This is a genomic window from Corynebacterium sp. 1103A, from assembly GCF_055700955.1.
Map to the genome: position 1 here is coordinate 222,230 of NZ_JASTTF010000002.1, position 16,492 is coordinate 238,721.

The following is a 16,492-nucleotide window of genomic DNA, read 5'->3' on the forward strand; positions in this document are numbered from 1 at the left end:
GTGAGTGCTGGAGTGGCAGATAAGACATAGAACAATCCCACCGTCGGTGTCCCCGAAACGGGAACCCGGCGGTGGGATTGTTGTTTAGTAGGTCTTAAAAAGACTTACTTGGTCGCGGTGGTGGAACCACCGGCGGCCTCGATCTTCTCCACAGCGGACTTGGAGAACTTGTCAGCGGTGACGTTCAGCTTGACGCTGATTTCACCGTTGCCCAGGACCTTGACCGGCTGCTTAGCGCGGACCAGGCCGGCGGAGACAATGTCTGCGACAGTGACGTCGCCGCCGTTCGGGAAGGCCTTGGCCAGGTCGGACACGTTGACCACCTGGTAATCGACCTTGTTCGGGTTGCGGAAGCCCTTGAGCTTCGGCAGACGCATGTGGATGGGCATTTGGCCACCCTCGAAAGCAGCCGAAACCTGCTTACGCGCCTTAGTACCCTTGGTACCGCGGCCGGCGGTTTTACCCTTGGAAGCTTCACCGCGGCCGACGCGGGTCTTAGCCTTGTTTGCACCCTTGGAAGGGCGCAGATCGTGCAGCTTGATGATATCAGCCATGATTTATCTACTCCCCTGCCACTTCTTCAACGGTGACCAGGTGACGCACCTTGTTAACCATGCCGCGGATGACCGGGGTGTCCTGCTTAACGACGGACTGACCGATCCGCTTGAGGCCCAGGGCCTCAATGTTGGCGCGGTGGTTCGGCTTCGTGCCCACCAGGCCCTTAATTTGAGTAATCTTCAGAGCCATTGTTTATGCCTCCTGACCTGCGCGACGGCGCAGCATACGGGCCGGGGTGACCTCCTCGACAGACTTGCCGCGGCGAGCGGCAACTTCCTCGGGGCGGACCAGCTGCTTGAGGCCGTCCACGGTAGCGCGGACGACGTTGAGGGCGTTGTCGGAGCCCAGGGACTTCGACAGGATGTCCTGCACGCCGGCGCACTCAAGCACCGGGCGGGCAGCGCCACCGGCGATGACACCGGTACCGGGGGCGGCCGGCTTCATCATGACGATGCCGGCGGCGTCGCGGCCCTCGACCGGGTGGGTGATGGTGCCGGCGATCATCGGGACGCGGAAGAAGTTCTTGCGAGCTTCCTCGGCACCCTTCTGGATGGCGGCCGGGACTTCCTTGGCCTTGCCGTAGCCGACGCCGACCATGCCCTGGCCATCGCCAACGACCACGAGAGCGGTGAACGACATGTTGCGGCCACCCTTGACGGTCTTGGACACGCGGTTGATGGTCACAACGCGCTCGATGTACTTATCGCGCTCGTTGTCTTGGTTACGACGATCGTTGCGGCGGTTGTGGCCACCGCGGTTGTTGTTCTTGTTCTCGGCGGAGCGTCCGCCGTCACGCTGTTCACGGTCCGACATTAGGCGTTCCTTCCGTTGATGTTTCCGTTGACCATTAGAACTTCAGACCGCCTTCACGTGCGGCCTCAGCCAGAGCTGCGACGCGACCGTGGTACTTGTAACCACCGCGGTCGAAGACAACCTGCTCAATGCCAGCTGCCTTGGCGCGCTCTGCGATCAGCTCACCCACCTTGGAAGCCTTAGCCTTCTTGTCGCCTTCGAGTGCGCGGATGTCCGCTTCCATGGTGGACGCGGAGACCAAGGTGTGGCCCGCCAGGTCGTCGATGACCTGGACGTGCATGTGGCGGGAAGAGCGGTGGAGAACCAGACGCGGTGCCTCCGGGGTACCGCGCAGGGTCTTACGGATACGGAAGTGACGGCGGGCGCGTGCCTCGCGACGACGGCTAGAGATATCCTTGCCGACTGGAGTGCGCTTGTTGTTTTCAGTGTTTGCCATTGCTTACTTACCCGTCTTTCCGACCTTGCGGCGGATCTGCTCGCCTTCGTAACGAATGCCCTTGCCCTTGTAAGGATCGTCCTTACGCAGGCGGCGGATGTTCGCGGCGATCTGTCCGACAGCTTGCTTGTCAATGCCAGTGATGGAGAACTTGGTGGCGCCATCAGTTGCGAAGCTGATGCCCTCCGGAGCCTCAATGAGGATCGGGTGGGAATAGCCCAAGTTGAACTCCAGGTTCGAACCCTTCTGCTGAACGCGGTAGCCGACACCGAAGATTTCCATCTTGATGGTGTAGCCATCGGTCACGCCGACAACGGCGTTGTTGATGAGGGAACGAGACAAGCCATGCAGGGCACGGTGCTTGCGGTGATCATCCGGGCGGGAGACGCGGATCTCGTTATCCTCCACGGCGACGGTGATCGGCTCCGGGACCTCGACGGCCAGGGTTCCCTTCGGGCCCTTGACCTCGACGGTCTGTCCGTTGATCTTGGTTTCGACGCCGCTCTTAACGGCGATGGGTGCTAGACCGACTCGAGACATGTGTCATACCTCCCTTACCAGACGTAGGCGAGAACTTCTCCGCCTACGCCCTTCTCCTGAGCCTGACGATCGGTCAGCAGACCGTGGGACGTGGAGATGATAGCCACGCCCAGGCCGCCAAGAACCTTCGGCAGGTTGGTGGACTTTGCATACACACGCAGACCCGGCTTAGACACGCGGCGCAGACCGGACAGGGAGCGCTCACGGTTGTTGTACTTAAGCTCGAGGGACAGCTCGCGCTCCTCGACAGAGTAGTCAGCGATGTAGCCTTCCTGCTTCAAGATCTCAGCGATGTTGGCCTTAATCTTGGAGGTCGGCATCGACACGGTGTCGTGGTGCGCATGGCTTGCGTTGCGCACGCGCGACAGCATGTCGGCGATAGGATCAGTCATGGTCATGGTTAAACGACCGTTACCTTTCTCGTTGCGGTTCCCACCCCAGCCGCAAGGCAGACAGAGACTGTCTGCCCGTTCGACTGAACTCACCACGCGCGTTTTCCGTGTGATTTCGGGCTACTCACGCTCCCCGCGGTCAATACCGCGAGGCGCTCGCCACCCTTTGATACAGACACGGTCCGCTCTATCGGCGAGGGGCCTACAACAAAGTTGATGTTCAATTCTTACCTGGAAGGCGCCTAAAAAATCACGGCTCAGCAGGACCCTTAGGGCACTGCCAAGCAGGTCAGGGGTTTAAACCCCTGACGGACGCTATTCCAACGGGAAATTGTACCCAACCAGCAGGGCGTTTGTAAAATTTCTCCTGCTCACGACTGATTGCCCGCCCGCGGCAGCTTCCCGCTCCCCTTCCGCCACCCCGTCTCAGAACCCGACCAACCTCCCGTTATCCCCTCCACCAGCACCAACGCCTCCTTTTGTGCGGGGACCTAAACTGGGTCCCATGTCTGATGATGCGAAGAAGATCGATAACAACAAAGAACCCATGCAATCCGCCCACGCCTGGCTCGTCGAAGCCGCCGGCTACCTGGGCCTGGACAAGGCGGATGCCACCGCCCTGACCAAGGAACTGCTCGACCTGACCGCTGACGTCGCCCACAACCGTTCCCGCCCGGCCGCACCGCTAACCGCGTTCCTAGTCGGCCTCGCGTCCCAGAACACCGACGAGGCCCGCCAGCACATCGACAAGCTGCGCGCCCAGCTCGCCGAGCAGTAGCAACCCGGCCGCACCGGCCAGGTCATAGCAAGCCAGGTCAGTAAGACCCCAGGCCAGAGAAAAACAGGTCAGAGATAAAACAGACCAGGAGGATTAGTGTCCAAGAGGGTTAACGCCCGCTTTGCCGTCACCCGCGTGCGCCTCGCCTCGGGCGGCCAGCTCACCCAGGTCGACACCCGGGCCGACACCGTCGCGGGCGAGGAGCCGCTGGAGATCCGCGTGGACGGCCAGACGATTACGACCACCATGCGCACCCCGGGCCACGACGTGGAGCTGGCCCACGGCTTCCTCCACTCGGAGGGCCACATCCGTACCGCCACCGACGTGACGACCGCGCGCTACTGCGCCGGGTCTACCGTCAACGGGGAGAACACCTACAACCTGCTGGACGTGGAACTGGCCCGGCAGAACGTCATCGAACTATCGGATCTGCGCCTGGGGCTGACGACCTCCGCGTGCGGGGTCTGCGGTACCTCCTCCATCGAGCAACTCCAGCACAGGCTGCCCTACCCCATCCCCCACTGGGACGTGGACCCGCAGCTCATTGCAAACATCCCGGACCGCCTGCGTGAGCACCAGAAGCAGTTCAAAAAGACCGGCGGCATCCACGCCGCGGCTGCCTTCACCATGGGCGGCGAACCGGTGGTCGTGCGCGAGGACATCGGCCGGCACAACGCCGCCGACAAGGTCATCGGACACCTGCTGCTGGAAGGCCGCCTGCCCGCCCACGACATGGTGCTGGTTGTCAGCTCGCGTGCCTCCTTCGAGCTGGTACAAAAGGCCGCCATGGCCGGCTTCCCCGCGCTGATTGCGGTCTCCGCCGCCTCCTCACTTGCCGTCGAGACCGCCCGCGAGGCCGGCATGGCACTCGTCGGCTTCGCCCGCGGCGACCGGTTTAACCTGTACTCCGGCCAGCTGGACCGCTCACGGGGCTAGCTACAACCGCACCACCAGATCACCAACGCCAGATCAGTAGCACCAGATCACGAAGGCCCGCCGGGCAGGCACCCAGCGGGCGTTGTCCTCACCACGTGAGAACTTGCCGAAATTAGGAAACTCGCGGAGCCAAAAGGTCTGAGTTTCCCATCCCTCGGCGGGGATTAGTCGCGGTATTCCACGGGGCCGTTGTTCAGCCAGGCGTAGACGCCGCCGATGAGGAAGCCGCCGCCGACCAAGTTACCCAGCCAGACCAGGGTCCAGTTGAGCGCGACGTTGCCGATGGTCAGCGCGACCGGGAGCGGATCCGAACCGAAGGCGGTGAGCAGGAAGAGGCAGAAGTTAGCAATAACGTGCTCGAGGCCCAGGCCCACGAAGCAGGCGATGATCGGCACGATCATGAAGAACTTGGAGACGACCTCCTTGGCGAAGATGCCGCCCACGATGGCCATGTTGACCACGAAGTTGGCCAGGATGGCCTCAACGAACATGCCCTGCGGGGACTTGGTCAGCTTGCCCTCGGACAGGGTGACGATGAGGTGGGTGGGATCCATGCCGGAGAATTTCGCCGACATGCCCATGGCCGCGGCAAACAGGATGACCCCCACCAGATTGAAAAAGGTCGTTACGATGAGCAGCCAGAGGCCCTTGCCCCACGAGACCTGCTTGTTGACCGCGCCGTAGACCATATACATCATGTTGCCGGTGGCCAGGTCAGCGCCGAGCACCACGATGGCGAACAGGCCCAGGCCGAAGAGCATGGCAAAGACTGGGGTTCCCAAGCCGGGAGCGAGCTGCTCCACCGAGTTACCCACGACACCGGCGAAGGCCGCACCCACGGTCAAGTACACGCCTGCCAGGGTGGAGCGGCCCGCGAACCTGCTGAAGGATTTATCCAGCAGGGTCACTTTCTTATTGACGGCCGCGGCGGCCGAATCATTCAACGACATTGATTTCCTTTACTGCGGTTACGCGGAAGGGGCCACGCGGGCCTAGTACGCATAAAATTCTAAGGCTCTATACAGCAGTTGCATAATCAGGCAGCAAGTTTCCCATCACCCCAACCGTGTCTTTTGCAACTCCCATCACTCCAGACACTATGGTTGTGTATATTCGTTCCCCCGCCCCCACCGCCGCCCCCCTTTCCCCTCCCCGCCTTTCCCCCTTTCGGAACCACCTCGATGCCGAGCCACCCACACACCAGCGCCTGGGCCGCCTTACAGGCCCGGGACGACGCTGCCCGCCCGGATTCACGCTCCACCGCCCGCCCGCGCCCGGAAGCCACAAGCCCTCGCCGGAGCGCGGACACCGCCCCGCGGCAGCACCCTTTGGCTTTCCCGCCGCAGCAGGAGGCTGCCGCGGCCGCGCCGGTTAGCGGGGAAGCCAACACTAGCCAAGCCAAGGTCCGGCCCGGATTGCTCCGCGCGTGGTCCGCGTCGCTACGGTCGCGCTAATCTTCTCAATCCAGCACACCGTCGACACCCCGGAGGAGATCACTCAGGCCCCACAGCTGTTAGCTCACGCAAGTCAGCCCCCGGCTATCGCCCCGTCCCCAGCGCAGGAGATGTACGTGCCGGCGGTAGGCATTCACGCTAACTTCGACGCGGAGCCCTGCCGAGTCACGGACGGCGCCATCGATCCGGAAAACATGGACACCGCGTGCACGTATACCGCGGATGACCGCCCCTATTCCCTGCCCGGCACCACCGCCGAGGACCTCGTGGTGGTCGCCGGTCACACGGGCGCGGGTGTGTCCGGGGTCTTCGACAACCTCTATCTGCGCACGGAGTCCTCCGGCGACGACTGGCTGGTCTATACAGCAACCGACCCCCACGACCTCGACAAGGGTGGCCTAACTGACGATACCGCCGTGTGGGGTGACGGCCCCCAGCCCGGGCGCCTGTTGACCATCAGCTGCATCCAGCCCGCCAACCTGTGGCAGCCGGCCGTCCGCAACGCGGTGGTGGGCTGGCGGCCGGAGCCCGTGGTCAGCCCCGACGCCGGCAACCATGCGCCGGACCAGGTCTCCCCGGACGGGGTCCAGCCCGTGCCCTACCCGGGCAAAGACCCTGCCTCGGTGTAGCGGCAGCGCGCCGCGACCCGTACCGGCGCTATTATCTATACCCCCGAAATTTACCCCCAGCGAAGGAAGGGGGTCTTGACTAATACTTTTACGCTGGGGCGATACGGGTCCTACACGCCGAAAGCTGTTCGATCCACTACCTAGCTGGAGATTTACCCAGTCCCGAGCATATTCACCCCGAACCCTGTCTACCCTTTTGAACCCCAAATTGTGCCGAAGCACTCAAAGTTACTGAAGAGACAATTGTTACTTGTTGTGGCAAAAGTGACTATTGGGGGTAATCTCAATTTCGATGGCGCCATGGTCCTCTATTCGAAGTTGGCGCCTAGTCCCATCACTCTCAAGGAGAACCTCTCATACAGAAGCTCACCCGCCCCTGACCGACGGCATCCTAGCCGCAGCTCTTACCCTGGGCGGCACCGTCGTCGCTCAGGCCCAGGAATACCCATGTCGCTCACCGTCGATGGCACGGAGTACTACAAGAACGCCCAGGGCAAGTACGCCTCCGGTTTCGGCGAGGATGCCACCGAACTGACCGGTACCGAGCTCGACAATGCCCTGAATGAGTGGCGCGAAGAAAACGACTTCACCTCCGAAGACGAATCCGGTGACGCCGGCGAGGAAGGCACCCCGCGGAAAAACGAGGGCACCCCCGGCCCAGCCACCATCGAGGAAGAGGGCACCACCTGGTACCAGTCCACCCAGGACAAGCGCGGCTACGTCGACGATCTGACCAAGGTCAACGAGCCGATCGCCGGCGAGATGCGCGCCGCTTCCGATGCCATGCTGGCCGAGTACAACAAGCAGCAGGCAGAGGGAGAAAAGGACTACTCCAAGCTGGCTTGGCTGGCCCTGCCGGCACCTCATCATCGGCGGCGTGACCTGGTACCTGATGCATGACGGCAAGACCTACACCCAGGACAAGTCCCGCGTGAACGAGCAGCCGACCACAGAAGAAAAGGCCGCCTCCGAGGAACTTTTGGCCACTAACAAGGACAAGGTCATCGCCCAGGGCGGCAAGCTGGACGAGGCCGCCTACGCCGGCGCCCAGAGTTTCGGCACCGCTCAGGACACCGCCACCGCCCCGCGCGGCATGGCCGCTGAGACCGGCTCCAACACTGTGGCACGCGGCCTCATCGCCCTAGCCGGCGTCGCCATGGCAGGCGCCGCCGCCTTCGTGGCCCGTCGCAAGTTCTTCGCCTAATTACGCGAAGCCGTAAATGCTAAAGCTCCCGTACTCACCAGCTCGGTGACTGCGGGAGCTTTTCTATGCCCAGCTCAGCGCCCGTAAGCAGCCGCCGACACTCAGCAGGCGGCTATGAAGCTTTCTAAGCGACCTTATATCTCGGATACACCGCAGAGCGCACAGAACTCTGCTACGCATCGCGGTGGAACCGGGGCGTCAACTGAGAGAGGAACAGAGTCAACAAAGACAGAAGACAGAGAAGAACCCCAGCCGGTACTTCGTGTTAGTACCCGCCGGGGTCTTGCTTAGCGCGAATTCCTAGCCTTGGCTCGGCTGGGAGCTCGGCTTGCTACCTTACTTGAACGGGAAGCCCAGCTCGCGCAGGAGCTTGCGGCCCTCGTCATCGTTGGTAGCGGTGGTCACGACCGTGATGTCCATACCACGCGGGCGATCCATCTTGTCGATGTCGATCTCGTAGAACATGGACTGCTCGGACAGGCCGAAGGTGTAGTTGCCGTGACCGTCGAACTGCTGATCAGACAGACCGCGGAAGTCGCGAATACGCGGCAGCGCGATGGTCAGCAGGCGGTCCAGGAACTCCCACATGCGGTCGCCACGCAGGGTGACGCGGGCGCCGATCGGCATACCCTCGCGCAGCTTGAAGTTTGCGATGGACTTGCGTGCGCGGCGCAGCTGCGGCTTCTGGCCGGTGATGAGGGCCAAGTCTTCCAGTGCACCGTTGATCAGCTTGGAGTCACGGGCAGCGTCGCCGACGCCCATGTTGACGACAACTTTGGTCACGCCCGGAATCTGCATGACGTTGTCGTAGTGGAACTCCTCGTTGAGGGTGTTCTTGATTTCGTCGCGGTAGCGCGCCTTCAGGCGCGGGGTGTAGTTCTCGCTCATGTTTAGATGTCCTTCCCGTTGCTACGCGCGATACGGACCTTCTTGCCGTTTTCGTCGAAACGGTAGCCCACGCGGGTCGGCTTGCCCTCGGAGTCCAGGATCGCAACGTTGGACACGTGGATCGGAGCCTCTTGGGTCACGATTCCGCCGGACTCAGCACCGCGCTCGGTAGCGGAGTTGGCGACGTGCTTCTTGATGCGGTTGACGCCCTCGACGAGGACCTTCTCGCGCTTCGGGTAGGCCTCGATGACCTTGCCCTGGGCACCCTTATCCGGGCCCGAGATGACAACGACCATATCTCCCTTATGAATCTTCATAAGACTAGATCACCTCCGGGGCGAGAGAAACGATGCGCATGAAGCGCTTGTCGCGCAGCTCACGAGCGACCGGCCCGAAGATACGGGTACCGCGGGGCTCGCTTTCACCCTTCAGGATGACAGCAGCGTTCTCATCAAAGCGGATGTAGGAGCCGTCCGGACGACGGGTTTCCTTCTTGGCACGGACGATGACGGCCTTGACGATGTCACCTTCTTTAACGTTGCCGCCTGGTACGGCTTCCTTGACAGTGGCGACGACGACGTCACCGATGCCAGCGAAGCGGCGTACGGAGCCACCGAGTGGGCGGATGACGAGCAGCTCTCGTGCACCCGAGTTATCGGCGACGCGCAGGCGCGATTCTTGCTGAATCACTATGGGTCTCCTGACCTGGATTAACGTGCGACAAGATTTCCGTCCTTGCCACACCTGGTCTACTTACATGATTGGAGCTAAAGCCTTGCAACGAACATGTCGAGGGGTCTCGGGGCTGCGGTTCGGAACGCACCGCGCGCCGACCAAGCTTTTAGCAACCCTAATATTCAACCACATGCCGGCCTCTTAACTCAAATCCCTCATCTTTTCATTATGTAACACTCCGCCGGTCCGTTTGTGCAGGTGCGGGGGCCGGGCATAGAAAAAGCCCGCAGCCAACCAAATGGTTGCTGCGGGGCTTAATAGCTTAATCGCGAAAGGGCTGGGTTTTACTTAGCCTTCTCGACGATCTCGACGAGACGGAAGTGCTTGTCCTTGGACAGCGGGCGGGTCTCGGCGATGCGGACGCGGTCGCCGACGCGGGCGATCTCGTCTTCGTCGTGCGCCTTCACCTTGGAGTTGGAGCGCATGATCTTGCCGTACAGGGCGTGCTGCTTGCGGTCTTCGAGCTCGACGACAATAGTCTTCTGCATCTTGTCAGAAACCACGTAGCCGGTGCGGACCTTGCGGGCGCCCTTTTCCTTCTCCTTCTTCGGAGTCGGTTGTTTCTTGGATTCAGTCACGTTTGCCTCACTCATGATTAGGCCTCAGCTCCCGGAGCAACGGACAGGCCCAACTCGCGCTCACGCAGAACGGTGTAAATGCGAGCGATGTCGCGCTTTACAACGCTGACGCGGCGGTTGTTGGTCAGCTGGCCAGTTGCCTTTTGGAAACGGAGGTTGAACAGCTCTTCCTTCGCATCCTTCAGGCGATTTTCCAGCTCGGAGTTGTCGAGCTCGCGGAACTCGTGGGCGGGGGTACCGGTAGCCATTAGAACTGGTCCTCCTTCTTGATGATGCGGACCTTGCACGGAAGCTTTTGGCCGGCACGGCGCAGAGCCTCGATAGCGGTGGCCTCGGTCGGGTAGCTCATCTCGAAAAGAACGCGGCCTGGCTTGACGTTAGCCACCCACTTTTCGACTGGACCCTTACCGGAACCCATACGAACGCCGAGCGGCTTCTGGGTCAACGGACGGTCCGGGAAGATGTTGATCCAGACCTTGCCGCCGCGCTTGACGTGGCGGTTGATGGCAATACGTGCGGCCTCAATCTGACGGTTGGTGATGTACGCCGGCTCCAGAGCCTGGATGGCGTAATCACCGAAGTTGATGCGGTTACCGCCCTTGGAGACACCGCGCCGACCCGGGCGGTGCTGACGACGGTACTTGACGCGCTTAGGAATCAGCATGGATTAGCCCTCCTGCTTCTGCTGTGCGCGCTGACGGCGCTGGCCGCCACGGCGGGAACGACCACCACGGTCGCGGCCGCGGCCCTGCGCCGGAGCGTTCAGTTCGGATTCGCGTACGCCGCCGACAACGTCACCCTTGTAGATCCACACCTTGATGCCGATGCGGCCGAAGGTGGTGTGGGCCTCTGCGGTGCCGTAGTCGATTTCCGCACGCAGGGTGTGCAGCGGAACGCGGCCTTCGTGGTAGCGCTCGGTGCGGGACATTTCAGCGCCGCCCAGACGACCAGAGCAGAGGACCTTGATGCCCTTGACCTGCGGCTGGCGCATAGCGGACTGGATAGCCTTGCGCATAGCGCGGCGGAACGCAACGCGGTTGACCAGCTGCTCAGCGATGGACTGAGCAACCAAGGTAGCGTTGGCGTCGATCTGCTTGACCTCGAGGATGTTGAGGGCAACCATCTTGCCGGTGAGCTTTTCCAGCCCACGGCGGATTCGGTCGGCCTCAGCACCGCGGCGACCGATCACGATGCCCGGGCGGGCGGTGTGAATGTCGACGCGGACGCGGTCACGGGTGCGCTCGATAACGACGTCGGCGATGCCGGCGCGCTCGAGACCCGTCGACAGGTACTCGCGGATCTTGATGTCTTCGGCTACGTACTTTGCGTAGTCGTCCTTATCGGCGTACCAGTGGGTCTTCCAGTCGGAAGTGATGCCCAAACGTAGGCCGTGAGGATGGATTTTCTGGCCCATTACTTGGCCCCTTCCTGCTGGCTCTCGACCACCACGGTGATGTGGCTGGTGCGCTTACGGATCATGAATGCGCGGCCCTGGGCGCGCGGCTGGAAACGACGCATGGTCGGACCCTCGTTGGCGTACGCCTCGGAGATGACCAGGGTCTTCGGGTCGAGCCCGAAGTTGTTCTCAGCGTTAGCGGCAGCCGAGGCAACGACCTTAGCGACCGGCTTAGCAGCGCCCTGCGGGGCGTACTTCAGGATAGCCAGTGCCTCGGATACGGACTTACCGCGTACCAGGTCGATAACGCGGCGCGCCTTCATCGGGGCTACGCGGACGTAACGGGCCGTAGCGCTGGCGTTGGTGATGGTGTCACTCATCGCTTATCGACGTCCCTTCTTGTCATCCTTGACGTGACCCTTAAAGGTCTTGGTGGGGGCGAACTCGCCCAGTTTGTGGCCGACCATGGAGTCGTCGACAAACACCGGCACGTGCTTCCGGCCGTCGTGGACGGCGAAGGTGTGGCCAATGAAGTCCGGCAAAATGGTCGAACGGCGGGACCAGGTCTTGATGACCTGCTTGGTGCCTGCCTCGTTCTGAGCATCTACCTTGTTGAGGAGGTGCTCATCGACGAAGGGGCCCTTCTTTAGGCTGCGTGGCATTTTTTACCTCCTCTTAGCTCTTCTTGTTCGGGCGACGACGGCGCACGATCATGTTGTTGGAGTAACGGTTCGGGTTGCGGGTACGGCCTTCCTTCTGGCCCCACGGGGAAACCGGGTGGCGACCACCGGAAGTCTTACCCTCACCACCACCGTGCGGGTGGTCGACCGGGTTCATAACAACACCACGGACGGTCGGGCGAACGCCCTTCCAACGCAGACGGCCGGCCTTGCCCCAACGGATGTTCATCTGGTCAGCGTTGCCGACCTCACCGACGGTAGCGCGGCAGCGGATGTCCACGCGGCGGATTTCGGAAGACGGCATACGCAGGACTGCGTACTTGCCTTCCTTACCCAGCAGCTGGATGGAAGCACCAGCGGAGCGGGCTAGCTTAGCGCCGGCGCCCGGCTTCAGCTCTACAGCGTGGATGATGGTACCGGTCGGGATGTTGCGCAGCGGCAAGTTGTTACCGGTCTTGATATCGGCGTTGGCGCCAGACTCGACCATGGTGCCCTGCTTCAGGCCCTTCGGTGCGATGATGTAGCGCTTCTCGCCGTCCACGTAGTGGAGCAGAGCGATGTTTGCGGTGCGGTTCGGGTCGTACTCGATGTGAGCGACCTTTGCCGGGATTCCGTCCTTGTCGTTACGACGGAAGTCGATCAGACGGTAACGGCGCTTGTGACCACCGCCGATGTGGCGGGTGGTGATGCGACCGTAGTTGTTACGGCCGCCGGTCTTGCTCAGGGGACGCAGCAGGGACTTCTCCGGAGTAGAACGAGTGATTTCCTCGAACTTAGACACGGAGGATGCGCGGCGACCCGGAGTTGTCGGCTTGTACTTACGAATAGCCATAATTCTTCCTTACTTCTCGACTTCCCTCTTAGGCGCCAGCGCCGAAGATGTCGATGGAGTCGCTGCCCTCACGGAGCGTCACGTAGGCGCGCTTGGTGGACTTGCGTCGGCCGAAACCGGTGCGGGTGCGCTTCAGCTTGCCCTCGCGGTTAACGGTGTTGACGGAGTCGACCTTCACGCCGAAGATCTGCTCTACGGCATCTTTGATTTGGGTCTTGTTAGAGTCCTTGGCGACGAAGAACGTGTAGACGTTCTGCTCCATCAGGCCGTAGGACTTTTCAGAGACGACCGGGGCGATGATGATATCGCGCGGGTTAACGGTCTTAGCCATTGTTGACCTCCTTGGCCTCGTCAGCGCCGTTGACACGGTTGACGAAGGTATGCAGAGCCTCAACGGAGAACACAACGTCGTCCGCGTTCAGGACGTCGTAGGTGTTCAGCTGGCCAGCGTCCAGGATGTGGACGTTTTCCAGGTTGTTGGCGCTGCGGCGAGCGTTCAGGTCCTCGCGGCCGATGACCAGCAGCACGTTCTTGCGGTCGGTCAGGCGCTCGAGGAAGGCCTTAGCCGACTTGGTGGACGGCTTCTGGCCCGGAACCAGCTCTTCGATGACGTGGATGCGCTCGTTGCGAGCACGGTCGGACAGTGCGCCGAAGAGAGCAGCCTTGATCATCTTCTTCGGGGTACGCTGCGCGTAGTTACGCGGCTGGGGACCGTGCACGGTGCCGCCGCCAGTGTAGTGCGGGGCGCGGATGGAGCCCTGACGAGCTCGGCCGGTGCCCTTCTGGCGGAACGGCTTGCGGCCACCGCCGCGGACATCGCCGCGGGTCTTGGTGGCGTGGGTGCCCTGACGGGCGCCAGCCAGCTGAGCGGTGACGACCTGGTGCATCAAAGCGATCGATGCTTCGGTGTCAAAGATTTCAGCCGGCAGCTCCACGGAGCCGTTGGTCTTACCCTCGGCGGTCTGAACGTCTAGCTTAAGGTTGCTCATGCGTGTGCACCGCCCTTCACTGCGGTCTTAACGGTGACGAGTCCGCCGCGTACACCCGGGATAGCACCCTTGATGAGCAGCAGGTTGGACTCGGCATCGATCTTCTGAACCTTCAGGTTTTGCGTGGTAACGCGGTCCTGGCCCATACGGCCAGCCATGCGCTTACCCTTGAAGACGCGGCCCGGGGTAGCAGCGCCGCCGATACCGCCGACGCGGCGGTGAGCAGCCTGGTTACCGTGGGCAGCGCCCTGGCCGGCGAAGCCGTGGCGCTTCATAGCGCCGGCGTAGCCGTGCCCCTTGGTGGTGCCGGTGACATCTACGAAGTCAACGCCTTCGAAGATCTCAACGGTCACGTCCTGGCCGACCTCGTAAGCGGAGGTGTCGTCCATGCGGATCTCGGCCACGTGGCGACGCGGGGTCACGCCAGCCTTCTTGAAGTGGCCAGCGGCCGGCTTCTTAGCCTTGCGGGGATCCATGTCGCCGAAGGCGATCTGGATGGCGTTGTAGCCATCGGTTTCTACGGTACGAATCTGGGTGACAACGCACGGCCCAGCCTCGACGACGGTGACCGGCACAACGCGATTCTCCTCGTCAAAGACCTGGGTCATGCCGAGCTTGCGGCCCAGAATGCCCTTGATCTCGTTTTCACTCATTAGTATTTCTCCACCAAAGTTCTATTCGTCGATCACTGAATGTTCACGTCGACACTTGCCGGAAGATCGATGCGCATCAGGGCGTCAACGGTCTTCGGCGTCGGGTCGAGAATGTCGATCAGGCGCTTGTGGGTGCGCATTTCGAAGTGCTCGCGAGAGTCCTTGTACTTGTGTGGAGAACGAATAACGGCGTATACGTTCTTTTCGGTCGGCAGCGGCACCGGGCCAACGACACGGGCACCCGTGCGGGTGACAGTTTCGACGATCTTCTTGGCAGAAGCGTCGATAGCCTCGTGGTCATAGGCCTTCAGCCGAATGCGGATTTTTTGTCCCGCCACGCTTATCCTCTTTCTCGCTTTCCCACTTTCACATACCCGGTTCTTCCGGGGCGTGAAGCGGTGGAAACTTGCTTCTCGATTTCTCTATAACGTTGTCCGGGCCAGGGGCCTGGGCGCAACGCCAGTTGTCTTGACTGCCATGACGACGAAGAAGTGCTCGGCCTGACAAAAACAGGCGCCGACTTCTTTTCGGGGTACAAGACCCGAAGTCAATTCAAGCTACTCGAGGACGGTTTTCACGCATTACACGTGGCAATCCGAACCGATTTACTATACTGCCGCTGTTTATTTGCCATGCCCCTTCTCCGGTTCTAATTCTCGGGATGTCTCTGCTCAAACGCGGACCTAGCCCGATCCTTAGACCTTCGTTAGCACCTGCCGAAGCAGGCCCTATGCGAAAGCGTCATGTTCGCCTTACCAGCGCCAGCGTCTTCCTTCATTCCTTCCAGAAGCCCTGCCGTAGTTTCCTACCGCGGCCTTTCCTTCAGTCCAGAGGACACGCTGCCGTGTTAAAGCAACCCCTGTATTAAAGCACGTAGACTCACTTTTTCCAAACCACTGCCCCAAACAGTGCTAATAATCACCTTTGCATAAAGATCTCCCTATGCCTGCATTAATAACGAGCCGGTTCCGTGGAATCTCCGTATACTTTGGGTCGTAAGTAAAACCCCATTATTGAAAGGGAAATAGCTGTGGCTAACAACACCGCAAACTCCGGCAAGAACTCCAACACCAACTCGGCCAACGAGACCCAGACTAACGTGACCAAGGTGCAGGATTCCGCTTCCCAGAACGCCCCGGCCCAGAAGATTGGCGGCGAGGAGGTCTCCCAGCGCAAGGTGAACTCCAACCTGGAGACCGAGTACGGCACCACCACCATTGACGACGACGTCGTTGCCAAGATCTCCGGTATAGCCGCCCGCGAGGTCTCCGGCGTTTCCGCCCTGGGTGGCGGTGGCGCCCGCATGCTGGGCTCCATCCGCGAGTCCTTCGGCGCTTCCGAGGACGTCCGCCAGGGCGTGTCCGTCGAGGTTTCCGAGGGCACCGCTTCCGTCGAGGTCGCCATCATCGCCGAGTACGGCGTGGCTATCCATGAGCTGGCCGAGGCCATCCGCCGCAACATCATGAACGCCGTGGAGCGCATGACGGGCCTCAACGTTGAGCGCGTCGACGTCATCGTCCACGACGTTAAGCTGCCGGAGGAAGACAACGACGACCACGAGCAGCAGGCCATCGCTGGCAACCAGGCGTAGTAAATTATGCCCAGCCCCCGTTCTCGCTTCCTCTTAGAGGCAGACCAGGCCCAAGGGCTAGCTGCAGCACTGGCAGGACTTCCCGGCGTCGCCGAGCTCTTCGGCGGACGCTTCGGGGAAGTCTCTCTGTATTTCCCGGGCCAACGCGTCCCGGGGATCCGCCAACTGCACCAGCGCGACGACACCGAGATCGAAATCCAGGTGGTTGCGGATCTCTCCGGCACCACAGATCTCCACGATTTGGCCGACCGCGTGCGCGATAAGGCCCGGGAGACCGTTCCTGAGCTGCAACGCGTCGACGTGCGCATCGCGGATGCCGTCGCGAACGCTTCCGCTGTAGCGAAGGCGGACTCTTCCGTCGCCCAACCGGCCCCTGGCCCGACCTCGTAGACGAGCGACCCGCCCGACTT

The 16,492-nt window shown here is 61.6% G+C and carries 28 protein-coding genes; 7 read left to right on the forward strand and 21 right to left on the reverse strand.

What is annotated here, in order from left to right; translation table 11 throughout:
• Window positions 1–104: 104 nt before the first annotated feature.
• The 6 genes from rplO to rpsH are packed head-to-tail and all read right to left on the reverse strand — an operon-like array spanning window position 105 to window position 2,745.
• Window positions 105–554, reverse strand: coding sequence for a 50S ribosomal protein L15 (gene rplO / locus QQS52_RS02570; RefSeq protein ID WP_070768216.1), 450 nt, complete (start codon window positions 552–554; stop codon window positions 105–107).
• Window positions 555–561: 7 nt separating this feature from the next.
• Complete coding sequence (gene rpmD / locus QQS52_RS02575) at window positions 562–747, reverse strand: 50S ribosomal protein L30 (RefSeq protein ID WP_290224733.1); 186 nt, start codon at window positions 745–747, stop codon at window positions 562–564.
• Window positions 748–750: 3 nt separating this feature from the next.
• A complete protein-coding gene (rpsE, locus tag QQS52_RS02580) occupies window positions 751–1,371 on the reverse strand; it encodes a 30S ribosomal protein S5 (RefSeq protein ID WP_070768214.1) in 621 nt (206 codons plus the stop codon).
• A 34-nt stretch (window positions 1,372–1,405) separates the two neighbouring features.
• On the reverse strand, window positions 1,406–1,807 hold the full coding sequence (gene rplR / locus QQS52_RS02585; RefSeq protein ID WP_070768213.1) for a 50S ribosomal protein L18: 402 nt from the start codon (window positions 1,805–1,807) through the stop codon (window positions 1,406–1,408).
• Between the two features lie 3 nt (window positions 1,808–1,810).
• A complete protein-coding gene (gene rplF, locus QQS52_RS02590; RefSeq protein WP_472772443.1) occupies window positions 1,811–2,347 on the reverse strand; it encodes a 50S ribosomal protein L6 in 537 nt (178 codons plus the stop codon).
• 14 nt (window positions 2,348–2,361) lie between these two features.
• The gene (rpsH, locus tag QQS52_RS02595) at window positions 2,362–2,745 is read right to left on the reverse strand and encodes a 30S ribosomal protein S8 (RefSeq protein ID WP_472772444.1); all 384 of its coding nucleotides are present in this window, start codon (window positions 2,743–2,745) and stop codon (window positions 2,362–2,364) included.
• A 499-nt stretch (window positions 2,746–3,244) separates the two neighbouring features.
• Here rpsH and QQS52_RS02600 point away from each other — a divergent pair, with 499 nt between their 5' ends.
• Both QQS52_RS02600 and fdhD read left to right on the forward strand, forming a co-directional pair.
• Window positions 3,245–3,517, forward strand: a complete 273-nt coding sequence (locus QQS52_RS02600; protein ID WP_472772445.1) for a DUF6457 domain-containing protein — start codon at window positions 3,245–3,247, stop codon at window positions 3,515–3,517.
• 96 nt (window positions 3,518–3,613) lie between these two features.
• Window positions 3,614–4,453: a formate dehydrogenase accessory sulfurtransferase FdhD gene (gene fdhD, locus QQS52_RS02605; RefSeq protein ID WP_472772446.1), complete on the forward strand. Its 840-nt coding sequence runs from the start codon at window positions 3,614–3,616 to the stop codon at window positions 4,451–4,453.
• A 164-nt stretch (window positions 4,454–4,617) separates the two neighbouring features.
• On the opposite strand, the gene QQS52_RS02610 is transcribed toward fdhD, so the two are convergent.
• Complete coding sequence (locus QQS52_RS02610) at window positions 4,618–5,403, reverse strand: formate/nitrite transporter family protein (protein ID WP_472772447.1); 786 nt, start codon at window positions 5,401–5,403, stop codon at window positions 4,618–4,620.
• A gap of 476 nt (window positions 5,404–5,879) precedes the next feature.
• Between QQS52_RS02610 and QQS52_RS02615 the strand changes: the two genes are divergently transcribed.
• From QQS52_RS02615 to QQS52_RS02625, 3 genes are all read left to right on the forward strand, one after another.
• The gene (locus tag QQS52_RS02615) at window positions 5,880–6,536 is read left to right on the forward strand and encodes a hypothetical protein (RefSeq protein ID WP_472772448.1); all 657 of its coding nucleotides are present in this window, start codon (window positions 5,880–5,882) and stop codon (window positions 6,534–6,536) included.
• A gap of 447 nt (window positions 6,537–6,983) precedes the next feature.
• On the forward strand, window positions 6,984–7,436 hold the full coding sequence (locus QQS52_RS02620) for a hypothetical protein (protein ID WP_472772449.1): 453 nt from the start codon (window positions 6,984–6,986) through the stop codon (window positions 7,434–7,436).
• The gene (locus QQS52_RS02625) at window positions 7,414–7,740 is read left to right on the forward strand and encodes a hypothetical protein (RefSeq protein WP_472772450.1); all 327 of its coding nucleotides are present in this window, start codon (window positions 7,414–7,416) and stop codon (window positions 7,738–7,740) included. Before QQS52_RS02620 ends, QQS52_RS02625 begins: the two co-directional genes overlap by 23 nt.
• Before the next feature lie 336 nt (window positions 7,741–8,076).
• Here the strand turns inward: QQS52_RS02625 and rplE are convergent, their stop codons facing one another.
• From rplE to rpsJ, 14 genes are all read right to left on the reverse strand, one after another.
• Window positions 8,077–8,628 carry a 50S ribosomal protein L5 gene (gene rplE / locus QQS52_RS02630; protein WP_472772451.1) on the reverse strand — a complete coding sequence of 184 codons (552 nt, stop codon included), beginning with the start codon at window positions 8,626–8,628 and terminating at the stop codon, window positions 8,077–8,079.
• Between the two features lie 2 nt (window positions 8,629–8,630).
• The gene (gene rplX / locus QQS52_RS02635; protein WP_070768204.1) at window positions 8,631–8,945 is read right to left on the reverse strand and encodes a 50S ribosomal protein L24; all 315 of its coding nucleotides are present in this window, start codon (window positions 8,943–8,945) and stop codon (window positions 8,631–8,633) included.
• A gap of 4 nt (window positions 8,946–8,949) precedes the next feature.
• Window positions 8,950–9,318 (reverse strand): 50S ribosomal protein L14, encoded by a 369-nt coding sequence (gene rplN, locus QQS52_RS02640; RefSeq protein WP_290224700.1) that lies wholly within the window; start codon window positions 9,316–9,318, stop codon window positions 8,950–8,952.
• Window positions 9,319–9,647: 329 nt separating this feature from the next.
• Window positions 9,648–9,956 (reverse strand): 30S ribosomal protein S17, encoded by a 309-nt coding sequence (rpsQ, locus tag QQS52_RS02645; RefSeq protein ID WP_472772452.1) that lies wholly within the window; start codon window positions 9,954–9,956, stop codon window positions 9,648–9,650.
• A gap of 2 nt (window positions 9,957–9,958) precedes the next feature.
• Window positions 9,959–10,189 (reverse strand): 50S ribosomal protein L29, encoded by a 231-nt coding sequence (gene rpmC / locus QQS52_RS02650; RefSeq protein WP_070768201.1) that lies wholly within the window; start codon window positions 10,187–10,189, stop codon window positions 9,959–9,961.
• The gene (rplP, locus tag QQS52_RS02655; protein WP_070768200.1) at window positions 10,189–10,605 is read right to left on the reverse strand and encodes a 50S ribosomal protein L16; all 417 of its coding nucleotides are present in this window, start codon (window positions 10,603–10,605) and stop codon (window positions 10,189–10,191) included. Before rplP ends, rpmC begins: the two co-directional genes overlap by 1 nt.
• Window positions 10,606–10,608: 3 nt before the next feature.
• On the reverse strand, window positions 10,609–11,355 hold the full coding sequence (gene rpsC, locus QQS52_RS02660) for a 30S ribosomal protein S3 (RefSeq protein WP_472772453.1): 747 nt from the start codon (window positions 11,353–11,355) through the stop codon (window positions 10,609–10,611).
• Window positions 11,355–11,717 (reverse strand): 50S ribosomal protein L22, encoded by a 363-nt coding sequence (gene rplV, locus QQS52_RS02665; RefSeq protein ID WP_472772454.1) that lies wholly within the window; start codon window positions 11,715–11,717, stop codon window positions 11,355–11,357. The genes rpsC and rplV overlap by 1 nt, the downstream gene beginning before the upstream one ends.
• 3 nt (window positions 11,718–11,720) lie before the next feature.
• Window positions 11,721–11,999, reverse strand: a complete 279-nt coding sequence (rpsS, locus tag QQS52_RS02670; protein ID WP_040084843.1) for a 30S ribosomal protein S19 — start codon at window positions 11,997–11,999, stop codon at window positions 11,721–11,723.
• A 13-nt stretch (window positions 12,000–12,012) separates the two neighbouring features.
• Window positions 12,013–12,849, reverse strand: coding sequence for a 50S ribosomal protein L2 (rplB, locus tag QQS52_RS02675; RefSeq protein ID WP_472772455.1), 837 nt, complete (start codon window positions 12,847–12,849; stop codon window positions 12,013–12,015).
• A gap of 28 nt (window positions 12,850–12,877) precedes the next feature.
• Window positions 12,878–13,180, reverse strand: coding sequence for a 50S ribosomal protein L23 (gene rplW / locus QQS52_RS02680; protein ID WP_070768196.1), 303 nt, complete (start codon window positions 13,178–13,180; stop codon window positions 12,878–12,880).
• Window positions 13,173–13,838 carry a 50S ribosomal protein L4 gene (gene rplD, locus QQS52_RS02685; RefSeq protein WP_448871544.1) on the reverse strand — a complete coding sequence of 222 codons (666 nt, stop codon included), beginning with the start codon at window positions 13,836–13,838 and terminating at the stop codon, window positions 13,173–13,175. The genes rplW and rplD overlap by 8 nt, the downstream gene beginning before the upstream one ends.
• Window positions 13,835–14,491, reverse strand: coding sequence for a 50S ribosomal protein L3 (gene rplC, locus QQS52_RS02690; RefSeq protein ID WP_070768194.1), 657 nt, complete (start codon window positions 14,489–14,491; stop codon window positions 13,835–13,837). The genes rplD and rplC overlap by 4 nt, the downstream gene beginning before the upstream one ends.
• A gap of 32 nt (window positions 14,492–14,523) precedes the next feature.
• Complete coding sequence (gene rpsJ / locus QQS52_RS02695) at window positions 14,524–14,829, reverse strand: 30S ribosomal protein S10 (protein WP_003848085.1); 306 nt, start codon at window positions 14,827–14,829, stop codon at window positions 14,524–14,526.
• Between the two features lie 809 nt (window positions 14,830–15,638).
• Here rpsJ and QQS52_RS02700 point away from each other — a divergent pair.
• Together QQS52_RS02700 and QQS52_RS02705 are read left to right on the forward strand one after the other, a co-directional pair.
• Window positions 15,639–16,082, forward strand: coding sequence for an Asp23/Gls24 family envelope stress response protein (locus QQS52_RS02700; protein ID WP_472772547.1), 444 nt, complete (start codon window positions 15,639–15,641; stop codon window positions 16,080–16,082).
• A 6-nt stretch (window positions 16,083–16,088) separates the two neighbouring features.
• Entirely contained in the window at window positions 16,089–16,472 is a 384-nt protein-coding gene (locus tag QQS52_RS02705; RefSeq protein ID WP_472772456.1) for a hypothetical protein, read from the forward strand.
• Window positions 16,473–16,492: the final 20 nt, after the last annotated feature.

Excerpts from the sequence above, each read along its gene's own strand:
- rplD (WP_448871544.1), bottom strand. The coding sequence starts at position 13,838 with ATGAGCAACCTTAAGCTAGACGTTCAGACCGCCGAGGGTAAGACCAAC.
- rplX (WP_070768204.1), bottom strand. The coding sequence starts at position 8,945 with ATGAAGATTCATAAGGGAGATATGGTCGTTGTCATCTCGGGCCCGGAT.
- rpsH (WP_472772444.1), bottom strand. The coding sequence starts at position 2,745 with ATGACCATGACTGATCCTATCGCCGACATGCTGTCGCGCGTGCGCAAC.
- rplC (WP_070768194.1), bottom strand. The coding sequence starts at position 14,491 with ATGAGTGAAAACGAGATCAAGGGCATTCTGGGCCGCAAGCTCGGCATG.
- rpmD (WP_290224733.1), bottom strand. The coding sequence starts at position 747 with ATGGCTCTGAAGATTACTCAAATTAAGGGCCTGGTGGGCACGAAGCCG.
- QQS52_RS02620 (WP_472772449.1), top strand. The coding sequence starts at position 6,984 with ATGTCGCTCACCGTCGATGGCACGGAGTACTACAAGAACGCCCAGGGC.
- rpsS (WP_040084843.1), bottom strand. The coding sequence starts at position 11,999 with ATGCCACGCAGCCTAAAGAAGGGCCCCTTCGTCGATGAGCACCTCCTC.
- rplO (WP_070768216.1), bottom strand. The coding sequence starts at position 554 with ATGGCTGATATCATCAAGCTGCACGATCTGCGCCCTTCCAAGGGTGCA.
- rplV (WP_472772454.1), bottom strand. The coding sequence starts at position 11,717 with ATGAGTGACACCATCACCAACGCCAGCGCTACGGCCCGTTACGTCCGC.
- QQS52_RS02600 (WP_472772445.1), top strand. The coding sequence starts at position 3,245 with ATGTCTGATGATGCGAAGAAGATCGATAACAACAAAGAACCCATGCAA.
- QQS52_RS02705 (WP_472772456.1), top strand. The coding sequence starts at position 16,089 with ATGCCCAGCCCCCGTTCTCGCTTCCTCTTAGAGGCAGACCAGGCCCAA.
- rpsQ (WP_472772452.1), bottom strand. The coding sequence starts at position 9,956 with ATGAGTGAGGCAAACGTGACTGAATCCAAGAAACAACCGACTCCGAAG.
- rpsE (WP_070768214.1), bottom strand. The coding sequence starts at position 1,371 with ATGTCGGACCGTGAACAGCGTGACGGCGGACGCTCCGCCGAGAACAAG.
- rpmC (WP_070768201.1), bottom strand. The coding sequence starts at position 10,189 with ATGGCTACCGGTACCCCCGCCCACGAGTTCCGCGAGCTCGACAACTCC.
- QQS52_RS02610 (WP_472772447.1), bottom strand. The coding sequence starts at position 5,403 with ATGTCGTTGAATGATTCGGCCGCCGCGGCCGTCAATAAGAAAGTGACC.
- rplP (WP_070768200.1), bottom strand. The coding sequence starts at position 10,605 with ATGCTGATTCCTAAGCGCGTCAAGTACCGTCGTCAGCACCGCCCGGGT.
- rplW (WP_070768196.1), bottom strand. The coding sequence starts at position 13,180 with ATGGCTAAGACCGTTAACCCGCGCGATATCATCATCGCCCCGGTCGTC.
- rplR (WP_070768213.1), bottom strand. The coding sequence starts at position 1,807 with ATGGCAAACACTGAAAACAACAAGCGCACTCCAGTCGGCAAGGATATC.
- rplF (WP_472772443.1), bottom strand. The coding sequence starts at position 2,347 with ATGTCTCGAGTCGGTCTAGCACCCATCGCCGTTAAGAGCGGCGTCGAA.
- rpsC (WP_472772453.1), bottom strand. The coding sequence starts at position 11,355 with ATGGGCCAGAAAATCCATCCTCACGGCCTACGTTTGGGCATCACTTCC.
- rplB (WP_472772455.1), bottom strand. The coding sequence starts at position 12,849 with ATGGCTATTCGTAAGTACAAGCCGACAACTCCGGGTCGCCGCGCATCC.
- rplE (WP_472772451.1), bottom strand. The coding sequence starts at position 8,628 with ATGAGCGAGAACTACACCCCGCGCCTGAAGGCGCGCTACCGCGACGAA.